The following is a 23274-nucleotide window of genomic DNA, read 5'->3' on the forward strand; positions in this document are numbered from 1 at the left end:
AGCATATCATTTGTAAAGCTGGCGAACAGTGCGCCTTTTTTGCCAACAATAGAGGCGAATACGGCACCCAATGCTCCAAATGTAACAATGATCATTGTTCCGTAACCGCGATTTTCCTTGCTCATTGTTTCAACCACCAGTGTGATACCTGCTCCTAATTCACCGGCCAGGCCGATCCCCGCTATTAATCGTATGATGGAGTAGGTGCTGAGGTCGCCGGGGGCTACAAAAGCGTTGGCAATATTCGCAAGCGAGTATAGCAGAATGGAGCCGAATAAAACCGATAGCCTTCCTTTTTTATCGCCTAATATTCCCCACAAAATACCGCCCAGCATCATGCCGGTCATTTGCCAGTTAAATAAGAGAATTTCGTTATGCTCCTGCATAGGTCCTCCTAACTGCAAGGCTTCCAGGCTGGCTTTTTTCACTACATTAAACAATACGAGGTCGTATATATCAACAAAATAGCCAAGCGCCGCCACAATAATTAACAATATATGTCCGCGAGTTGGTGATTTTGTAGTATACATAGATTTGCTGAATAAGAAATCAAAAGTAATTGAAAATTGGTGAAAATCCGCTATTTCAGTAAGGAACAGAACTTGTCTTTGCATCTTTTAATGAGTAATTTTATATGGATTAACCTGCAGGAAGAGTGTTTCGGAGGGATTCAATGATAACATCTTTAAAAATGAATAGCATAAGATATCTTTTGAAATACAAAGGCTTAATTTTTCTATTCCTGATCTTTTTTTCCGGTCGTGCTCAAAACAAAGCAGGTATATCTGTGGTTCAAAATATGGGCATATCCCATTCCCTTAATTTGGGATTACCCAATAATATCCGTCATCAGAGTTTAAGTAAAATACCATCAATTGGTCGTTCTCAAAATGCCACTGCGAACTGGGTCGGACATGCCGAAACCCTTCCCGGAAATATAAAGGCATTTGAACAAAACAACGGTCAGTATAAGAATCCGGTTAATGATGATGAAGTGCTTTACGGGTGTATATATGATGGGGCGACGATCCTATTTACTGAACGGGGATTTATTTATTCTTTAGAGCAGTCGGAATACAAGGGTGAGCTTCAGAAAGATGAATGGGAAAAAATGTACCAGCCCCAAAAGGAAGAGGAGTGGGAGGAAAATACAAGTATCACTTATCATAACATTTTTATTGATTGGAAGAACGCGAATACTCATCCGCGTGTTGAAGCTACGGAGGAAACTCCATTCTATTTCTCCGGTGGAGATTTTGGCCGCATCAAAGGATATCGCAAACTTCTGTATCACGATGTTTACCCGGGCATAGATGTTGAATTTAAATTTCACGAGGAGAAAGGAAACGAAAGAAAAGGAATTGAATATTCCATTCATCTAAAAGTGGGAGCCGACCCTTCAGCCTTTATTATGCACTACTCAGGGGTTGATGGACTGGAGCTTGACAACTCAGGAGCACTCCATATCACAACCCCGATGGGAGATATTCTCGATCATGCTCCTGTAAGTTTTCAGGGTGAAAAGAAAATCATTTCTTCATTTCAGAAACTGAACGACAATGAAGTTTCATTCGCACTCGCAGAATTTGATCGTCAATCACCTTTGGTGATTGATCCCTGGCTTGTATCGCCCACCACTGGCAGCTTTGCGCCTGTAGATCTTGGTGTTGATGCGGCTAACAATGTTTATATATTGGGAGCTTATGCTTCCGCGGGCTGGAACCTTCGTCAGTTTATTCAAAAGTATACAAGCGCAGGAGTGTTGGTCTGGACCTATCAGTTAACCGAGTATCAGGGAGGAAACAGTGATTATTCTGTTTCAGATCTGGTTGTCAGTCCCGCTGGCGATAGTTATGTGGCTACTCATTACCAGGCTTCGGCCGCATTTGGGGTGTGCGGCGGAAATCAGTATGGGATGGTGAGTGTAAATACCGGCGGAGTCAGAAATTATTTTTATTGCGGAGCAGGAACCAATAACGATATTTTTGAGACCTGGAACCTCGCGTACTCTTGTAATTACTCTACACTTATACAGGGTGGATGTGCCGCTAATCCTGGTAATACCGCCCAGGCTGCTGTTATGAATCCTGCGAATGGAACGCTCGGAGCTGTTACAAGAGATAATACGATCGGTGAGATCTACGCGGGTACTGTGGCGCCAAATGGATATTATTATGCGCTTGCGGCCGACAGTAACGTTACTATTACTACCTATACACCAACATCCGGTCCTCACAACAGGTTGTTGTGTTTCCAGATCACCGGTTCCTCTGTTTCATTGTTATGGTCTCTCAACACAAATTATTCGTATGTTGATTTTAGTGAACACATGCCTAATTCTCTTGGTACAAATGGTATAGCGGCCGGCTGCAGTTACCTCTATACCACTGATGGTGTTTCATTGGATCAACGAAACCTTAGTAACGGGGCTCTTATAAAAAGAGTTACCATTCCCGGAGGAGTTAACACAGGTCCGAATATTAATTCAGGTATTGCTGTTGATATATTATGCGGTAATGTGTATGTGGGATCAAAGGGGGCGATTTATTTTTATGATGCGAATTTAAATTCTTTGGGTTCTTATAATGTCGGTGCATCGAATATTACGTTCGACGTAAAAATCAATAATGGAATGGTGTCGGCTTGCGGCGCTACTTCTTCCACTTCAAACTGGGGCACCATGGGAACAGTAGGGCAGGGCTTTGTTGTACAATTTAACGCACTCACCTGTACTAACCTTGTAAACATAACACATACCGATGCCGGAACCTGCTCTCTGGGAACAGCGACAGCGAATCCCGGCTTTTGCAGTCCGCCATACTCATTTATCTGGAATCCTACAGGTCAAACAACACAAACTGCCACAGGCTTAACGCCTGGAACATATACTGTACAAGTGCGTACACAAGGTTCCTGCGCTACTGTTATTGATTCGGTGAAGATTTTATCAGTAGCAGGAGGAAATTTAGCACCGATTATTACCAAGGGCACTCCCAATTGCAGTGGCACTTCAAACGGGAGTATTACAGTATCTCCGAATGGTGGTGTAGGTCCATATAATTATACCTGGTCTCCTTCAGGCGGAACGTCGGCAACAATTTCAAACCCTGCAGCCGGAACTTATACTGTTACAGTGAGTGATTCTGGTTCATGTACAGGAACATCTGTTGTTGTTGTAACACAATATACCCCACTGGGTACTACTATAAATGGGTCAAATATTTCCTGTCCCGGTTACGCTGATGGCAGTGCTACAGTGAACGTAACCGGCGGAAGAGCGCCTTATGTTTATGTCTGGTCGCCTGCGGGAGGCCTTTCAGCATCAGCGAATGGGCTTACTGCCGGAACATATACAGTTACCGTTGCTGATAACATAGGCTGTACAAAAACCGCAGGTATAACTATTACACAACCTCCTCCGGGTATGAGCCTGACTACAACAGGCTCTACAATTCCCTGCGGGGTATCAAACGTTGGAACCGTTTCAGTAACAGCCTCGGGTGCGACAGGTTCTTTAACATATAGTTGGAGTAATGGTGGAACAACACAATCTCAGTCGGGTCTTAATCCCGGAACCTACACCGTCACAGTAAGGGATGGTACGGGTTGCCGTGTAATAACTACAGCGGTTGTAAGCCAGGTACCATCTCCCGCTATAAGTACAATAAGTAAGAATAATCCTACCTGCAAAGGTTATAGTAATGGCAATGTTACGTCCTTTGTTTCGAATGGAACAACTCCTTATACATATAGTTGGAGCAATGGCAGAACTAATGCGAATCCAACAGGTCTCTCTGCCGGAATTTATACGCTTACTGTAACTGATAAGAACGGCTGCACCGACACCAGAACAGTAACGATTAATGATCCATCGGGAATGACTCTTACAGTTTCTCCTGTTTCAACACCTTGCGGCTCAAATACGGGCTCGGCTTCTGTTACCGTATCAGGAGGTACGGGTACAAAAGTATATAGCTGGAGTATGGGAAGCAGCGCGCGTACGATAACCTCATTGTCGGCTGGATCGTATACAATAACAGTCACGGATGCCAAGCCCTGCAGCATGACCTCAGTTGCCGTAGTTACCAATACAGGAGGTACAACTACCACTTCAACAGTAGTTGCAAATGTGAGCTGCACCGGCGGAAATGATGGTATGGTTTCAGGAAGCGTTAGCGGAGGGACAACTCCTTATACCTATTCCTGGAGCAGCGGCGTTTCAACGCAGACAGCCAGTGGCCTTGCACAGGGCACTTATACCGTTACAACGAGAGATGCTTTAGGGTGTTTATCCATCAGTTCGGTCACCGTTACTCAGCCGCCCGCTGTTACAGTAAGTACTACACCTACTTCCGCTTCATGTGGAAATCCTTTAGGAAGCGCTGTGGCTAACACAGGTGGAGGTACAGGAGCTTTTGTTTATACATGGAGTAATGGCGCCGCGGGACAAACAGCCACTGGCCTTTCGCCCGGAACATATTCCGTAACTGCGACTGACACCAAGGGTTGTACAAAAACAGCTACTGCGGTCATCGGTAACAGCGCAGCTCCTTCGATAAATAGTTTAACGGGTACTCCGGCGACATGCAGCGGAAACAACAATGGATCGGCCACGGTATCGGCTTCGGGCGGCAGCGGCGCGCTTACTTATTCCTGGAGCAATGGCACCTCCGGCGTTTCTACTCTTACCGGCCTGGCACCAAATACGTACACCGTTACTGTTCGTGATGCGGGAGGTTGCAGTGTTACAGCCACTGTCACAATAGCTTCACCTCCACCTTTAACCGGACAATTTACCAAAGGCACAACCAACTGTATAGCCTGCGGCTGCAAAGAATGGATAATGGTTGCAGCGACCGGAGGAATAAGTCCTTATACGTATTCCTGGTCTTCACCGGCGGGGTATGCGAACAGGTATAAAAATCAGTTATGTCCGGGTACATATATTATAAATATTAAGGATAAAAATAATTGTAGTATTAATGTTACAGTTGCGGCTCCGTAAGTATACCTTGTGAACAATATCCATTTGAAGTATTCGATCACGTTGATCAGTAGTGATTTTTTTCTCATGACTCAGTACCCACCCATCACCTCATAAATTTTATGTAAATTGTGAATAATTTATGTTAATTTAATGGCTCAATTTTGCCGGTAGATTAACCGGTTAACAACATGACTCTTAATAATATATAATATGAAAAGACAATTTGTATTTGTTGTCTTGGCCTGCAGTTTATTCGTTAGCTCATACGGCCAGGTTGACAGCGTTAAAGCCAGCAATCTTGGTCCCAGCCAGGATGCTGAAAAATTCTATAACAGCGGCATAAGTAATTACACCAACAGAAGCTATCAGGCCGCTTTGGAGGATTTTAACCAGTCCATTTTGCTGAAGAGCGATTTCGACCTGGCTTATTTTAATCGCGGTATCACTAAAATTGAGTTGAAGGATCTGAAAGGCGCCATTGAGGACCTTAACAAAGCCATTTCGCTTAACGCGGCTAATGATAATGCGTATTTCAGCCGGGCTCAGGCAAAGCAAAGTATGGGCGATAAGCCGGGCGCTGAAGCGGATTATATAAAAGCAATTGAGTACAATGGTAATCATGCCCAGGCCTATTATTACCTGGGGGGATTGAAGTTTGAGAGCGCCGATTACAAAAGTGCCATTACTGATTATGATAAAGCCATAATGCTAAAATCGGATTATGCGTATGCCTACAACGACAGGGGAAGCGCCAAACGCCAATTGGAGGATTACTCAGGCGCGATAGTTGATTACAATAAAGCTATTTCCATTAATCCCGACCTGGCGTTTGCTTATAACAATCTTGGAAGCGCTCACCGTAAAAAAGGAGAGCTTAAAAAAGCGATAGAAGCCTATTCAAAAGCCATCAGTATTAAAAAAGATTATCACATTGCCCTCAATAACCGTGGCAGTGCAAGGTTTGAGGATAGAGACTTTAAAGGCGCCATTGATGACTTTTCGGCTGCAGTTAATATAAAATATGATTATGCTTTTGCCTACAACAATCGCGCTGCCGCTAAATACCAGTTAAAAGATTATAAAGGAGCCGCTGAAGACGCTTCAATGGCGATAAAATTCAACGATAAGTATGGTTACGCCTATTTGAACCGTGGAATTGCCAAGGAAATGCTTCGGGATGAAACAGCCTGCAAAGATTGGGAAACAGCGGGAAAGCTTGGTGTGGAGATCGGTAAAAATTATGCAAGTACGTGTGATAAATGAGAATAGTTAATAGTTGTTGGTTGTTAGTTGTCAGGAACAACAATCAATCAACACAACCAACAAAAAGCAATTTAATAAATATGATACAATCAAAACTTACGGTAATCGCTTTTATCTGTCTCACTTCAGCTTTTGCTCAAAATGTTGAGTTCACTAAGGACAATTTCAAAAATGACAAAGACGGTTTGAAGGAGGCTAAACGGAATATAGATGCCGGTGATGATTTTTATAAACAGGGAGAAGTTTGGTATAAATCGGCTATTGAGCCTTACCTGAAGGCGAATGCTTTCAATCCGAATAACGCGATGCTGAATTTTAAGATCGGCAAATCCTATTTCAATACGAGTTTTAAAACGAGGGCTCTTCCTTATCTGGAGAAAGCTCTTAAGCTTGATCCTAATGTTGATCCGCAGATCCATTACCTGTTTGGTCGTGCTTACCACCTTAACCTGGAATGGGACAAGGCCATTGGAGAATATAATAAGTTCCTTTCGATCTTAAAGGGTGATGAGCTTGAGCTGTTAGGTGAGGATGTGAAGAAAAAAATTCAGGAGTGTAATAATGGCAAGGAGTTGGTAAAACATCCCGTGCGCGTTTTCATTGATAACGTGGGTCCCGAAGTAAATACCAAATACCCGGAATATGGCGCTGTTATTTCGGCTGATGAGTCGGTAATGATCTTTACTTCAAGGCGTGACAATACAACAGGGGGAGAGATTGATCCCGGCCTGAACGAATACTTTGAGGATATTTATCTTTCAAGTAAAAAGGATGGTAAGTGGTCGGTGGCTGTAAATATCGGTCCTCCCATAAATACCAAGGGCCATGATGCCACCGCCGGTCTTTCGCCCGACGGGCAAACGCTTTATGTGTATATCGATAATGGAGGTGATGGTAATATTTATGAATGTAACCTCAAAGGATCTGTCTGGACAAAGCCGGATAAGATGAATAAGTATATCGATACAGATGCCCATGAATCAACCGCTTCGCTATCGTTTGATGAAAGAAGCCTGTATTTTGTTAGTAACCGTAAAGGCGGGCTAGGTGACCGTGATATTTATATCAGCAAGAAAGATGAAAAGAACAGGTGGGCAAAGCCTTTAAATATTGGTGTTCCGATAAATACACAATATGGCGAAGAGGGTGTTTTTATTCATCCTGACGGCAAAACAATGTACTTTAGTTCGCAGGGGCATAATTCAATGGGTGGTTATGACATTTTTAAATCCACTTTAGTGAATGGTATATGGACAGAACCTGTGAACCTGGGTTATCCTATCAACACAGCCGATGATGATGTGTTTTTCGCGATCTCGGCAAGCGGTAAGCATGGTTACTATTCATCATTCAACGCGAGCGGATATGGTGAAAAGGATATTTATATGATTACTTTCCTTGGTGATGAAAAACCTATGGTGATGAATAACGAGGATAACCTGCTGGCCAGTGCCGCCGAACCGGTGAAAGAGCGGGTTATAGCTGCGGCGGTAGAGATCAAGTCGGCCCAGATCACCATTCTGAAAGGTGTAATAACTGATGAGAAAACAGGACAGCCGGTGGAGGCTGCCATTGAGTTAGTTGATAATGAAAAGAATGAAGTGATCGCCAATTTTAATTCCAACAGTACTTCAGGTAAATACCTTGTTTCGTTGCCTTCCGGAAAAAATTACGGGATCGCTGTAAAGGCGGAAGGTTATTTGTTCCATTCCGAGAACATCACCATACCTGCATCGGCGGCTTACCAGGAAATAGTAAAGGATATCGCTCTCAAGAAGATCGAGATCGGAACAAAGATCGTGTTGAATAATATTTTCTTTGACTTTGACAAAGCTACACTTCGCCCCGAGTCGACGAATGAGTTAGAGCGTTTAATAAAATTATTGAACGATATGCCGACACTTAAAATTGAGATATCGGGCCACACGGATGGAAAGGGTAGTGCGGGCTATAACCAGGTGCTGTCGGAGTCGAGAGCGAAATCGGTTGTGGATTATCTTATTTCTCACGGAATAAAGAGCGATCGCCTGACCTTTAAAGGATATGGTTTGACCCAGCCCGTTGCCACAAACGATACGGAAGAAGGCCGCCAGCTCAACCGCCGCACGGAATTTAAGATCATGAGTAAATAACAGGAGGCAAATTTAACAGTGAAATCATTAGTACCCAGCCAGGTTCGTTTTATTGCCAATATTTATCTGTCGGGCTTGCTTGTATTTACAGCCTTTCGTTTCACGCTGCTTGTTTTTAACTGGACGACTTCGCTTGAGGTTCCCACAGGTATTCTTGCCCACGCTTTTTTAATGGGATGGCGGTTTGATACCGTGATCAGCGGATATATTCTTGCCTTGCCGATCGCATGTTTGAGCATATTGAGTTGGTTTCAGGTGAAAATGGAGCGGCCGGCAAAAATTATTTTTGTATTGATCGCGATATTATATGCTATAAGTTTTTTTATTTGCGCGGCTGACATTCCCTATTTTGAACATTTTGTTACACGAATTACAGTCGCGGCTTTCGCGTGGAAGAATGATCCAGGGTTCATGTTTAAAATTGTTTTCGCGGATTTGTATAACTATCCTTTCTTAGCGCTTTTTTTAATTCTTACATTTTTATTTATTAAAACAATTATCCGGTTCAGGCGCAGGTTCCTGTTTCAATACAGCCAGGAGATCACAGGTAATATAAATATCAGCAGAACAAAGAATATTGTCGTATCGGTACTGGCTATGGGCTTTTTGTTTTTAGGGATACGAGGAAGAATTGAGTCGAAATCACCCATTCAATGGGGAACGGCTTATTTTTCTAATTATCATTTCGCGAATGAATTGGGGCTTAACCCGGTGTTTACCTATATGCGGAGTTACCTGAATTCAAAGGATCCGGATAATATTGGGATCCACTTTATGGATGACACGCTTGCAGTACGAACGGTTCAACGCTTTTATGGTATTACTCAGGCAAAATTCGATTCACCCATAGCCCGCACTATTCAACCAAAGGAAAATGAGCTGAAAGCTAATGTTGTTATTGTGTTAATGGAAAGCATGTCGATGACAAAAATGGGTGTGGATGGAAATACGGAGAACATGACACCCGTGCTGGACAGTCTTATAAAAAGATCGCTCTTCTTTAGTAATGTTTTTTCGGCCGGGATCCATACATTCAATGGAGTTTACGGAACCTTATTTTCTTTTCCTTCCCTGATGAACCAGCATCCGCTGCAATTCAACGAGAATAACCTCCAGCCATTCACGGGGATCGGGCGTACGCTGGCTGATAAAGATTACCAGACTGTTTTTTTCTGCACCCATGATGTGGAGTTTGATAATAATTCGGGTTTCCTTAAAGGGAATGGTTTTAAAGAGGCCATCGGTGAAAGTGATTACAATTCAAAAGAAGTATACAAGCCTACAGGCGTGCCCGATGATCTCATGCTGGAATATGCTGTGGACAAATTAACGGACCTGCATAAAAACAATAAGCCCTTTTTTGCGGCCATGCTCACCGGAAGTGATCATGGCCCCTATCATTTGCCGGATAGAAGCAATGAAGGATTCAAACCACATACAGGTACACTCGAAAAGAAAGTTGTTGAATATGCCGATTGGTCTATAGGGAAGTTTTTACGTTTAGCGGCTAAGCAGGATTGGTTTAATAATACATTGTTTGTTTTTGTTGCCGACCATGGAGCTCCATTCAGAAATTATTATGAAATGCCTTTGTCGTTTCACAGGGTTCCTTTAATTATGTATGGCCCGGGTATTTTGAGAAAGGATACGATCATTGACAGGGTGGGGGGGCAGATGGATATATATCCGACCATTATGGGTTTATTAAATATGAATTATATAAATAATACACTTGGCATCGATCTGCTTCATGATAAAAGGGACTTTATTTGTTTCAGCGCGAATGATAAACTCGGCTGTGTGAATGATTCGTTGTTCTGGTTTAAATTATTCAGCAGCGATAGGGAGTATTTATATCCATATAAGACACGACAAAGTGTTCAACTTATTGATAAATACAGGGCACAGGCGGATAGCATGAAACTCTTTTCGAAGGCTATGTTACAGGCCACGCAATGGTTGATCCTGAACAAAAAGGTCGGGCCACAAACTCCTCACTAGTGCGGCGAGAACTTGTAGGTTCGCATACTTTATTTCTTCCGGAAGTAAATGAAAATTATCATTCCTGTCATGGGGCCATTAATGAGTCAAAGCATGTGTTCATAAAGAACGGGCTGGAGTATTATTCACAACAGGCAATCCAGGTGAATATTCTTGAAGTAGGTATGGGAACAGGGCTGAATGTTTTTTTAACATTCTTACACTCAGTTAATGAATCAAAACAGTCTGTAAACTATTTTGCAATCGAGCCATTCCCTCTTGAAATGGATATTGTTCAGCAATTGAATTACCCGGTTCTGTTGAATGCCGGAGTATATGCTGATCAGTTCAGCTTAATTCATTCAACAGGTTTCAATGAAAGTACCAGGCTTTCCGATCACTTTCTGTTTACGAAAAAAAACGAAAAGTTAGAACAGTTTAAAAGTGATGGGAACTTTGATATTGTTTTCTTCGACGCATTCGCTCCTCGTGTTCAACCCGAATTGTGGACGAAGGCTATTTTCGATCGGTTATATACTTTTTTAAAACCGGGAGGCATTATTGTGACCTATTGCGCAAAAGGAGAGGTGAAGCGAAACTTAAGGGCATCAAATTTTAAGGTTGAAAGTTTACCCGGTCCACCCGGGAAACGTGAAATGGTGAGAGCTGTAAAGTTAATTTAAGCGACGCGGAACGATCAATTCAAAACGTGGGATCTTACTTTCAAACTGTTTACCATCAATTTTGCGCTGCATGAGGTAAATGCCATGCATACTTCCTATATCAGTGGTGAGATCACAAGCCGATTCATATTCAAACGATTCACCCGAAAGTATTGTAGGTTGTTGGCCAATTACACCTTCGCCCTCAACTTCACGGTGCCCGTTTGTAGAGTCAAAAATATGCCAGTGCCTGCGCAGCAATTGAACGGCGAACTCACTGTTGTTTTCAATTTTAATTTTATAGCTAAACAAAAAATAGTGCATATCCGGATTGGAATGCCCATCCATATACTTAGTGATTACACTTACTCTTATCCCGTGTGTTACTTCTGCAACCATGTTGTGACAGGTTTAATCAATGCTAAAATAGCAACAATTAATTAATAAAAAAGAGGATAAAGTTAAAAAGTTGATAAGTTAATTGGTGTGGATCCCGGGTTGGATATGACCCTGATCATCAGGGTGTAGTGAGATTGACGTTTATACTGCATCCGTTCTTGTCTTTAATATTTATGTTGTAGGCTCCACGACAAAGTTTGTTTTTATAACGATTGGTATATCCGTCCGGCCAGGTATAACTGTATGGGTTCGTACCGCCTGTTGCGGTTACCATTATCCATTCTTTGCAACCACACGCTGTGCAATTGGCGGTGCCTTTGTTAAACAGGACCGCTAAGGCCTGTGGTGAAACTATAATTGCTGTTGAAGTTGCCGTACATCCCTTGTTATCCGTTATAGTAACAGTATAAGTTCCTGCCGACAAACCTGAAACCTGGAACCCTGAACCCCCATTACTCCAGTTAAATGTGTAAGCCGGAGTTCCGTTACCCGGATTTGCGATAGCGCTGCCGTTGGTGTTACCACTGCAATTTATGTTGGTTGGGGTTACAGTTGCACTAACCATAGGATTAACGGTTACAACAGCCACCGAAGTCGCCGTTAATCCCGCATTGTCCGTAATTGTTACGGTGTAATTAGTTGTACTTGCCGGACAGGGGTTAATACCCGCTGTTGTTGCGGTTGTACTCCAAATATAAGTATATGGGACAGTTCCACTTGCGCCTGTTGCTGAAAGAGTCGGGCATGGAGTTGTACCGCCGCATATTGTTGCTGAGTTTACGTTGGCGGTAATTCCCCCGCATGGATTGATAGTGATATTTACATAAACAGTATCTGTATCACAAGGTGTAAATGCAATAAGTTGTGCAGCATAATTTCCCGATCCGGAGTAAAGAATACCGGTAGGATTTTGATTTGCAGAAGTTGAAGGCATGCCTCCCGGAAAACTCCACTTATAATTAACTACGCTGTTATCACAGCTTACCTTAAAGTTTCCAGTGAAATTAATCGGGGTGTTAGGGCAAACAGAATTGGTATTTGCAGAGGCAATAAGATCAGGTGTTTTATTAAAGCCACAACTGCTTTTGTATAATTGAGCCACAACTATATCATTTTGTCCCCCAAAGACTGTTTGATGTGCACCTGCGGTTACAGGATAAATACCACTTGTAAACCCTGTCATATAAATATAACAACCATACAGGGCTATACGGCAATCTTCGTCATTAGGTACGGCCGGACCACCAACATAAGAAGAACAAACAATCTGTCCGCCAGAATTAAAGTGCGAAACAAAACCGTCCTCCGAAATGCCGCCTGCCAGAGTTTGCTGCCAAGCACAGGAAGTTACCGGAAAATTTAAACTGTAGGTGTCTCCGGATAAATAAGCATCATTGGTTACCGGATCAACCACCACTTTAAGAGCATAATCATCGAGACTTCCTCCAATATAAGTTCCCCAAAGGCGAAGACCCGTCGGATCAAATTTCACAAGGAATGCATCTGCCGCTCCACCAATAATATTTTGAAATCCACCGACTGCAATTCCAGTCGTGCTGCTGGTATATCCGGCCAGATAAACATTTCCTGAAATATCGGAAGCAACACTGTTGCCTTCGTCTCTGCCAGTCCCTCCATAGTATGTAGCCCAGGTACGGCCTCCGACGGAGTTAAATTTCACAAGATAAGCATCAGACAATCCTCCACCATAAGCATTTTGAAACCCGGAGGAGGCAATACCACTAACACTGGTTGTGCGTCCTGCCATATACACATTGAATGATACATCGATTAAAACACTATATCCATAGTCAAAACCCGTTCCACCATAATAGGTGGCCCAAAGACGGTTTCCGGCAGAATCAAATTTTACCAAAATAGCATCTAATCCACCGCTTAATGTATTTTGAAATCCACCGAAAGCGATGCCGGAAGCACTATTTGTGTTTCCGGTTAAATATACATTTCCTGCATTGTCGGTATTAACATTGTAAGCCGCATCGCCACCGGTTCCTCCGTAGTATGTGGCCCACAGGCGAATTCCAGCACTGTTAAATTTAGCGAGAAAAGCATCCGAACCACCGGCGAAAACTGTTTGAAATGCACCAGCTGAGGCAATTCCAGTGGGACTGCTGGTATATCCGGCCAGGTAAACATTGCCGGAAGGATCCACCTGTACACCATAAGCCCGTTCCTGACTCGTTCCACCGTAGTATGTAGCCCATAGGCGGACTCCGGCCGGGTTAAACTTTACAAGAAGGGCATCTTCGATACCACCAAAAACATTTTGAAATCCACCTGAAGCGATGCTCGCAGTGCTACCAGTCCACCCGGTCACATATACATTTCCCATGGCATCGGTAATAATATTCGTCCCATTATCATAATTATTTCCTCCGTAATAAGTCACCCAGGGATCAATGATGAGAGGGAATGAAGAATTAAAAGCTGAAAATGAAAAACTAATGATCGCTTCGCCTGTGGAAACAGGAGTTAAAATATATTTTGTTTTTATATCAATGATTTTCCCGTTTATTATTTGATAAACTTTTGGAATAGATTCATAGAATTCATTTACACCTGTTTTGATCACTAAACTTGTGGTGAGCCCAGTCGAACTATTTCCCTGACGGTTAAGGTGTATATTTTCAGCATACTTCCAGTGGAGTTGTATTTGATCGGGGTCGGCATGGGGTTGGACGATGAGATCGTATTTTAATCCTTTTGTGCTGTTACCATAATAGCTTACATCAATATTGTTGTATATATTCTTGTATGTTACTTTGTTGTATTGTTTTACATTTAATATCCCACCAGGGCAACCTGCCTGTTCGGCAGGCAGGTGAGCGTAATAATAATTATTGTAGCCCTCCAGTTCATTTTCATTAACTGTGGTTATGTTGGTATTACAACCTGCAAAATCCATATCTACCCGGTGAATTTTAACAGGTTCCTTTTGCATGAGTTCTTGTTCCCATTCCCCCGCGGTTTTATTTCCTAGCCCGTTCCCGGAATGCTCCATCTCTTCTACCTTTTCGAACACCTCGTGCATTACTTCGGCCATATTGCTGTATACATAGCTTATACCTGTTTTACGCAAATAAATATCTGCTCCGGCTCCATCACCTTTATACAATATATCGGGACAGGGCTTACCATTCTTATCGGCCATTTGCCCTTTATTGGGAGTAAAGGAAATGCCGCCGGCACCTATATCTTGTTTAAGCTGTTGTTCCTTTTCGAATACTTTTTGTTTGTTTACATTGCCATTTGCAAACATACTGCCATATATGAACAATACAATTGTCAGGATAAGAAGGCGGTGTTTTTGTTTCATTAGAATCAATTTAATTAAAGTACGGAGAACACTCTACTCACTTATCGGCCACTGCCAATATTGTTTATTATTCTCAATTGGTCAAATGGATTATAAATAAAAATAGACGTAAAATATGCGTGAAAAAAATAAAAAAGTTAATATTTTTACATTTGTAAAATAGATATTATTTCCTATTTTATAATTAATTAATTGATAATCAATAATATATAAATATTTAATTTAAATAAATTTACATGTATAATATCAAATCAAAGGATATTTTCGACTTAATAAAATCAATGAATAAATCCGACAAGCGTTACTTTAAAATTTACTCCAACAGGTATCGGGCGGGGGAAAAAAATTATGTAAAGCTTTTTGATTGTTTTGATAAAATGTCTGTATATGATGAGACGGTAATTCAAAAGTTTTTTTCCGGGAAAGGACTGTTAAAGCAGTTGCCAAGGATGAAAAATTATTTATACAACCTTATTCTTGATAGTCTTGAAGCCAATGTTGCAAGGGATACGGTTGCCAAGCAGGTAAGAAAACTGTTCAATCAGGTGGAAACTTTGTGTAATATGTCGTTGTACGATCAGGGCCTGAAGATTCTTGAAAAAGCAAAACTCAAGGCGTATCAGGGAAATGACTTATTAAAGAGTATAGAAATATTTGATATTGAGTATCGCCTGATATTGCGTAAGGGAGATATTAATGATATACAATCATATATCCGGAGGTTTCAGGCAGAATTTAATAAGTATATTGAAAAATATGTCAACCTTCAGAAGTATGGTTTGCTGTCACTAAGAATAGAACCTGTACTATATATGAAACCGGGTAAGTCTGGTAAAATAAAAAAGATGTTACAACCGATAATGAAAGATACTTTGCTGACTGATATTGACAAAGCGCTGACCCATATGGCAAAAACGCGTTTTTATCATATCCATACTGTCAATAGTTTTTTATCCGGACAAACTAAAAAAGCATGCGAAAGTTTGAATAAGAGTGTAATAATATTTGAAAAATATATGGATCAATGCGGGGGGCCTGCTAATTATGTTAATACACTTCACAATCTTTTTATTATCCAGTTTATGCTCAATAAATTTGATGAGGCTTTGCAAACCAATAAAAGGATAGAGGAATTACTGAATTATTCAATAATACATTTTGGTGAGGCCCCGGTTAAGATTATGTGGTCGAATTATGAGAGAAAATTGAATTTATATCTTATTCTAGGTAAAATTAAAGAAAGTGTGAAAACCATTGAAATAACAGATGCATATGTGAAAAATAATTTTTATAGATTTGGGAACGTACCTTTGACATATTATAATTATCTCGCTGCAGTTTGTTTCTTTTTAAATGGAGAATATTCAAATGCTTTGTCACGGGTTAATATTATCCTGAATAAACATCTTATAGATTATTTTCAAGATGACCAGGTGGGCGCGCATATATTAAATCTTCTCATACATTATGAATTGGGAAACCAGGAAATCCTTGACAATCAAATCAGAAATACGGAGAGATACCTGAAAAATTTAAGAAAGCAGAATCACCCCGAAGAGTTAATGATCAACTATTTTAAGGTTGAATATCCAAAAATTAATGGTCGAACAGAGTTGATAAATTCCATGAAAAAGCTAAAGCGAGATCTGGAGATCATTACAATTAACCCTATACAGGAAGATAATCTTTCACCAGTGTACTGGATGGCCTGGTTAGAAAGTAAAATTGAGAAAAGAACTTTATCTGAAACATATAAAGATATGATCAGTTTATATGTGAATAAGAAGGGTAATGGAAATACGACGGATGTATTTAGAAATGGTTAATTAAAATGTCCAGGGTCATTTTGTTTGAATAAGTATTATTAAGGGTAAGCCGAATTTTCAAATCTAGCACCGCCCAATTAATGGGATGGGGTCACTAAGTGTGAGAGGCTTCCCCCGCTTGTTAATTCAGGCGGGGGAGCCTACTCGATTATGGGCTGTCCTTCTTTCTGTCATTGTGCCGTCTATTGTTTTAGAAATTTTTGTGTCTGCTGTGTGTGATTTTTTAGTCGCACAATATAAAGTCCGCTCGCCAATTCTGAAACATCAATAACTGTCGATGATTGTTTTGTGTCAACTGTTTTCACTAAAGCTCCCATTGAGTTATATATTTGTATTTCATCTCTAATTATTTGTTGAGATGAAAAAGGAACTGTCAATGACGTAGATGTTGGATTAGGATAGATAGTAAAATTGTGTGTGTCAATATTATTTTCAGCCACACTAATTGTACTTGGAATATTAATCTTAAATAAACAAACAGCATTGGGCTGTAATGAAAATGGGTATTGCCCTGCATTTACAGAAATGGTTGAGGAGTTAATATTTTGATTGGGGAGTATTGCTGAAATCGCAGAGGATTGTGTATAACCAGCCGTTAGCAATGAGTCATACTTATATTGCATATTATTTTGGGTCGAGTCAACGATGAATAATTGTCCAGAATAATTTCCTGTATATCCGCCAATATTCAAATTAAATTGTCTTGGTGAGGTCGCAATTGAATCGCAATGCTGATAAATTCCGATTGAATTATTAATTGCAATTTGCATGGCGTTGGAATTAGGGATAATAATTAATCCTTTGTAAATTGAGTCAATGTGCGATACACTGTTACCGGCTATATCAATATAGCCTACACTATCTAATTGATTTACGTTAAATTGCCCTTGATATAATGTATTGTTTAATGCTTCAATAATAGGGGGTGGGCAATAATTAGAAATAAGAACGAATAAGGTGTCGTTCATAACTGATGAGGCTCCGTCATAAGGAGCAGAGGATGTCATTTTGCAAGTTGTCCCACTTAATTTTTCTGAAAGCAAAATGCCATTATAAGCAGGTTTATGGATTGCTCCGTAAGTTAGTAGACCATAATCGTTATGAAATTCTGTAGTGCTGGGATTAAAGTCTTGCCATGCCGCAATTGAATTATTTGCAATAACAGTTTTAGAAACCTCTAGTTGAGCTTTAATCATATATGAGGTTGCGAGCCGTGTATCTCTTACTTGCGATGGTGCGTTCCATTCGCTTACAATTAATGGAATGTTAGGCAGAGAAAGTGAAACTAATTTTTGCTGAATATAATTTGTGGCATTAGCAAATTCCTGATACGAGATATTAAAGTTATGCCACGTAATAAAGTCAGGTACTTTGTTCCAAATTACTGTGGAGTCTAATAACTGTCCAATTAGAGAAGAGTCAGCTTTTGTATTAGAAATATAACCTAAGGGTGCTTGCCAGTATATGTTATTCGACCAAAAATTTACTGCTGGTCCGCCAATTTTTGCCGAGGCGTTTGCCGACTTTACACCATCATAAGTTCTCTTGTAAAGGGTAAAATATTCTGTTATTGTTCCACTCCATGAGCCCAAGTCTGGTTCATTCCAGACTTCAAAGTAAGCATTTGATATTCCAAATTGATTTATAATTTTTGATGTAATACTGTCTACCACTGTTTGCCATGTATTCCAATTAGCTGGTGGTTTTGTGTTAAAAACATAATAGCCTGCAATACCAGTAACTGAGTTGCCATCAGTAGAACTACTCAACCATAGAGGCATTTTTTCAAAAATAAAAATGAGTTTATTGCATTTTAAAGATAAATTTTGCAAGTCGGTTTGTACTGTAGAAAGCAACGAAAGACAGCTCGATAAATTCGAGGTATTGTTCAACACACTTTCTACCACATTTGTTCTTATTATATTTTGGTGAATACCATTTCCCATAAAATCATTTGAAGCAGCAGCTGTTTTTGGGCCAAAGAAAACTCCGGGCGTCAAGTTTATATTTATCGGAGCAACTAAGGAGTCGGGGTAAATATTTAAAATAGATTGCCCGTTGGCTATATTTTGTCCAAATAGTCCTATTGTAACGATAATTTTCAAAAGTTTATTCATGTGTAATATTTTATACGTTGTCGTTTTTAGGGTTGCCCATAACTGATTGTTTCAGGGTGTAGTAAGGCTAATATTTATACTACACCCATTTTTATCTTTAATATTTATAGTATAGGTACCAGGGCATAACTGATTTTTATATCTGTTCACTATTCCGCCTGAGGCGGACCAGGAGTAGGAGTAAGGTTCAGTTCCTCCTGAAGCCGTAACCATTATCCATTCTTTGCATCCACAGCCCATACAATTGGCCGTGCCTTTTGAAAATTGTCCGGACAAGGCGGGTGGAGCAGCTATTGTAACAGATGAAGTTCCTGTACAACCTTTGTTATCCGTTACAGTAACAGTATAGATTTGAGATGTTAGATTTGAGATTAGTGAATTGCTAATTCCATTGCTCCAATTATAGGTAAAAGGCGAAGTTCCGGTGCTTCCGGTTGCCTGTGCCGAACCACCATTGCTTCCGTTGCAGGTTAAATTTGTTGAGGTGACTGTTACAGTAACCGCAGGATTAATTGTCACGGATGCGGTTGAAGTTGCTGTCAATCCAGTATTATCTGTTATTGTTACAGTATAGGTTGTTGCTGAAACAGGACATGGACTTATATTTTGTGTTGTTGCGCCATTGCTCCAAGTATATGTGTATGGGCCGGTGCCATTGGTGACTGTACTTGTTACAGTTGCACAGCCATTTTTGCAAATATCTGAACTTGATGCAGTAACTGTAATTCCTCCGCAAGCATTGCCTGCAATCGCAAATGTTGCAGTTAGTGTCTGATTACAATTACTTGTTACTGTTACCGTGTAATTTCCTGGGCAAAGGCCGGTGATGTTGCTTGTTGTATTGGTTGTTGTAGATTGAGTTAATCCATTACTCCATAAATACGTAAAAGGAGCGCATATATTATTTAGTGAAATGGTTGCAGAGCCATTGCATGGATTGCATGAAGTTGAATTTACGAATGAAGAAGTTGAAGTTCCTGTTATAGAATTAAATTTGACCATAAAACCATCATCAGGGGCGGTGCCATTAAATGTACCATCATAGTAAGCTCCCCCTCCCGGATTTGGCAAGGGATATGTAGCATTATTTGTTATTGTACTCCATTCACCGGAAACAAAAAGATTACCTGAATTATCAACTGCTATGGGAGACCGGAAATCACTTCCATCTCCTCCAAGATAACTTGCCCAAAGACGTACTCCCGTGTTTGAGAACCGAACGATAAACTGATCCCAGGTACCTCCGTTGTAAGAATTGTCGAAATAACCTCCATCGCATGAAGGCTGAGTGATATTAATTAAAGAACTTGTTTGGAAACTGAGATATACAAATCCACATGGATCAATTGCCAGATTATCATTAGAATACTGTGCTTCATTTCCACTTCCGCCATAATATGTTGCCCAAATGCGATTAGATACATTGTCAAATTTTAAAATGAAAATATCTCCGATACCTCCGGCATTTGTTGCTTGAAAGAAAGCACCTCCATTCTGGACTGGGAAGTTTGCAGATTGAGTTTGTCCTGTTACGAATAAATTGTTGTTAGCATCTGAAGCGATTGAATAACCATAATCATCACCGGTTCCTCCATAATAGGTAGCCCAAAGCCGGTTACAGAAATTATCAAATTTTAGAATTATAATATCAGTACTTCCTGAATTTGCCGTCTGGAAAAAAGTTCCAGCATTTAAAGTAGGAAAGTTGTTGGATTGTGTATATCCTGTTATTATTACATTTCCAATACCATCAGAAGTTATAGAGTTTCCAAAATCATTTAAACTTCCCCCATAATAACTAGCCCAAATCTGATTACCACTGTTGTTTAATTTCAGAATAAATAAATCCATACCACCTGCATTTACTCCCTGGAAAAAATTGCCAGTATTCATGACCGGAAAGTCGGTTGAACGGGTATTGCCGGATAGGAAAATGTTGTTATTGCCATCCGCAACAATTGAGGTGCCGGAATCGAATCCTGTTCCACCGTAATAAGTAGACCAGATACGGTTTCCATTATTATTAAATTTCAATATAAAAGCGTCGCAGGTGCCGCCAAAAGTTCCCTGAAAGAAGGTTCCCGAATTTTGGAGTGGAAAATCTGTAGAGAATGTTTGTCCGGTCACAAATACGTTATTATTACCATCAGTAACAATAGAATTATTAAATTCTGCAGCACTTCCACCATAATATGTCGCCCAAAGTAGTGTTCCCGTATTCTTAAACTTTAAAATAAAACCATCAAGGTCACCTACTGACCCACTTGCATTAGTTCCTTGAAAATAAGTGCCGGAGTTCAATGTAGGGAAATTAGTGGACCCGGTATATCCGGTGACAAAGACATTGCCGTTAGAATCAGTCGTAACAGATAGAGGGCCATCGTTGCCATTACCACCATTTGCTCCATAAAAGGTACCCCAGGTTAACTGCGGATCAATGATTAAATCAGTTGTAGGGTATGCGATATCAGATGATTCAAAAAAAATCTGCATAGTTGCAGAAAAGTCAATACCAACAGTGCTGGTATATCCACCTAAGTTATTTTTTTTAGAGGAAGAAAGTTTATATTTACTTCCTACCAGTTGGCCGTTAAAAAAGCTTGAAGGTGCATTTTCGGTAATAGTACCAAGATCAGCGGATATAATCAGTTCTCCATTTCTGTTCAGTTTAACGGGCCTTTTAGAATTATAAACGATTTGAATATCCTTGGGTTTGCCACCCGGATGAACTATAAAATCATATTTAAATCCTTTTGAATCTGAATTATAAAGAAGCCAATCAATACCGGGGTAAATTTCTTTAATGGTTATTTTTTCAAAACTGTGTATATCGGTAATTCCATCAGGGCATTGGCCTGAAAAATATTGTGCAAAATCCATACTTCGCCCTTCTTTTATAATATTTTCTGTTTTAATGGAAGCGCCATTTAAATACATGTCGATCCGATTCCATTCCATCCTCCTGTTTTCTTCACTACCTTCCTTTTTTTTTGCATTTTCTTTATCTTTTTCCTCCATTTTCAGAAACATATAGGTAATTCCTTTTGAGGTTATATACATCTCCAAAGAAGGCGCATCGATTTTGAATAATACAAATGGTACAGATTTTCCTTCCATATCTGTTATTTGGCCCTTGTTTTCGGTAAACCGGACAGGTTTATTGGTTAAATATTGCCTGGCAATAGCAGCACCATTAGGTTTTTGGTTTCCTATGGCCAACATATTACAAATGAAGGGTGCTAAAATTGTAAACAGAAAGATATGTTTCAAAGGCTTGATATTGTTCATGAGAAAGCAAGTTACGTATAAAATCAAACAGCTTCCAAACCAATTGAGGGTTGATTATTTCCTGTTCAGTTAGTTTATAAGTGTATAAGAATTTATGCTAATTTAGAACAGAGAGATGTGTTTTTGGGTTATCGCAGATCTGGATTTTTTTACATTGTTCTATATCTTCTAATTTTAATAGCATATATTCAATTGAAACCAACAACCGACCTTTTCTTACTTATAAAATCTCTTCACAAGAATGAGAAGAGGTATTTTAAGCTATTTGCTTCGTTGTATGAAAAGGATAAACAATACCTGAAACTTTTTGATAAGATCAGCGCGATGGATGAATACGATGAAGGTTCATTGAAGAAGCAATTTCAATCCGGAGAATTTGCGTTGGCCAAGCACCGTTTGTATAAGATCATATTAAAAAGTCTAGTGGCATACAATGATACGGATGATAATAATGACATAAATCTCGAATTATATAAAGCCGGTATCCTGAAAAAAAAGCGATTGGATAATGAGTTTTTTAAGAGAATGACTGTTTTAAAAGAGGGGGCTTTGATGCTGGATAAATATGAAACTGTTGCACATATTATATCAGTTGAAAAAAATATTGCACTTGGTAAAGTGATCTATAAGCAATCTTTTAAAGGTATTGCGAATTTTTTCGGAAACCTTTATACCCTCATTGACAGAAGCAAAGAGTTGAATAAATATCATGAGTTGTATTGCCGGGCTTCGATTGCGAATAATACCAATGACAAAATAAAAATAAAAAAAGTATTTGATAGCATCATTATTTCTGAATACCTGCAGGATGGATCAAAGGCTACGACCTTCAGGATGAAGATCTTTTTTCACAACATTTGGTCTATTTATTACGATCACCTTGGAGATACGACAAATTCGTATAAAGAGACCATTAAACTGAAAGCATTATTTGAAAAGCATCCCGCGATCATCGAAGATAATCCGAGTGAATTCATGACCATGTTGTATAATTTATTTGAAAAGACGATCACACTAAGGCGCTATAAGGAATCGCAACTGATAATAAATGATATCAACAAAGTGCCGACGCATGAAGAGGAATCGGCGCTGTACAGAGAGTCTTTATCTCTCGCATGCACCTTAAAGTTGTATGCAAAAGTATTGCCTGAAAGATCAGAGAAGTTTATTGATGATATTGTTTTGCGTAATAATATCCGTAAAAAATTATCAGGCATCCGTTCTCCTTTGCTGAGGATAGTAATTATGTTTCGTATTGCATACCTGCTATTTGTTTTCCGAAA

12 protein-coding genes are annotated in these 23274 nt (G+C 40.0%); 7 read left to right on the top strand and 5 right to left on the bottom strand.

What is annotated here, in order from left to right; translation table 11 throughout:
* Positions 1-530, bottom strand: a 530-nt coding sequence (locus HYU69_01460) for an MFS transporter (protein ID MBI2269004.1), incomplete at its 3' end; no start/stop codon positions are given.
* A gap of 161 nt (positions 531-691) precedes the next feature.
* On the opposite strand from HYU69_01460, the gene HYU69_01465 reads away from it, so the two are divergent.
* From HYU69_01465 to mnmD, 5 genes are all read left to right on the top strand, one after another.
* Positions 692-5005, top strand: coding sequence for a hypothetical protein (locus tag HYU69_01465; protein ID MBI2269005.1), 4314 nt, complete (start codon positions 692-694; stop codon positions 5003-5005).
* 192 nt (positions 5006-5197) lie between these two features.
* Positions 5198-6250 carry a tetratricopeptide repeat protein gene (locus HYU69_01470; protein MBI2269006.1) on the top strand — a complete coding sequence of 351 codons (1053 nt, stop codon included), beginning with the start codon at positions 5198-5200 and terminating at the stop codon, positions 6248-6250.
* Between the two features lie 80 nt (positions 6251-6330).
* Positions 6331-8382: an OmpA family protein gene (locus HYU69_01475; GenBank protein ID MBI2269007.1), complete on the top strand. Its 2052-nt coding sequence runs from the start codon at positions 6331-6333 to the stop codon at positions 8380-8382.
* Positions 8383-8400: 18 nt separating this feature from the next.
* A complete protein-coding gene (locus HYU69_01480; GenBank protein ID MBI2269008.1) occupies positions 8401-10383 on the top strand; it encodes a sulfatase-like hydrolase/transferase in 1983 nt (660 codons plus the stop codon).
* A complete protein-coding gene (gene mnmD, locus HYU69_01485; GenBank protein MBI2269009.1) occupies positions 10383-11045 on the top strand; it encodes a tRNA (5-methylaminomethyl-2-thiouridine)(34)-methyltransferase MnmD in 663 nt (220 codons plus the stop codon). Before HYU69_01480 ends, mnmD begins: the two co-directional genes overlap by 1 nt.
* Here the strand turns inward: mnmD and apaG are convergent.
* A complete protein-coding gene (gene apaG / locus HYU69_01490; GenBank protein MBI2269010.1) occupies positions 11037-11423 on the bottom strand; it encodes a Co2+/Mg2+ efflux protein ApaG in 387 nt (128 codons plus the stop codon). The two genes, mnmD and apaG, sit on opposite strands and share 9 nt — an antisense overlap.
* A 118-nt stretch (positions 11424-11541) precedes the next feature.
* Positions 11542-14760 (bottom strand): SBBP repeat-containing protein, encoded by a 3219-nt coding sequence (locus tag HYU69_01495; protein MBI2269011.1) that lies wholly within the window; start codon positions 14758-14760, stop codon positions 11542-11544.
* Positions 14761-14996: 236 nt separating this feature from the next.
* On the opposite strand from HYU69_01495, the gene HYU69_01500 reads away from it, so the two are divergent.
* Complete coding sequence (locus HYU69_01500; GenBank protein MBI2269012.1) at positions 14997-16586, top strand: hypothetical protein; 1590 nt, start codon at positions 14997-14999, stop codon at positions 16584-16586.
* 182 nt (positions 16587-16768) lie between these two features.
* Here the strand turns inward: HYU69_01500 and HYU69_01505 are convergent, their stop codons facing one another.
* Both HYU69_01505 and HYU69_01510 read right to left on the bottom strand, forming a co-directional pair.
* Entirely contained in the window at positions 16769-18703 is a 1935-nt protein-coding gene (locus HYU69_01505; protein MBI2269013.1) for a T9SS type A sorting domain-containing protein, read from the bottom strand.
* A gap of 51 nt (positions 18704-18754) precedes the next feature.
* Complete coding sequence (locus HYU69_01510) at positions 18755-21925, bottom strand: SBBP repeat-containing protein (protein ID MBI2269014.1); 3171 nt, start codon at positions 21923-21925, stop codon at positions 18755-18757.
* A 258-nt stretch (positions 21926-22183) separates the two neighbouring features.
* Here HYU69_01510 and HYU69_01515 point away from each other — a divergent pair.
* On the top strand, positions 22184-23274 hold a 1091-nt coding region (locus HYU69_01515), incomplete at its 3' end, for a hypothetical protein (GenBank protein ID MBI2269015.1).

This window comes from Bacteroidota bacterium (genome assembly GCA_016183775.1).
Taxonomy (GTDB): Bacteria; Bacteroidota; Bacteroidia; order JABDFU01; family JABDFU01; genus JABDFU01.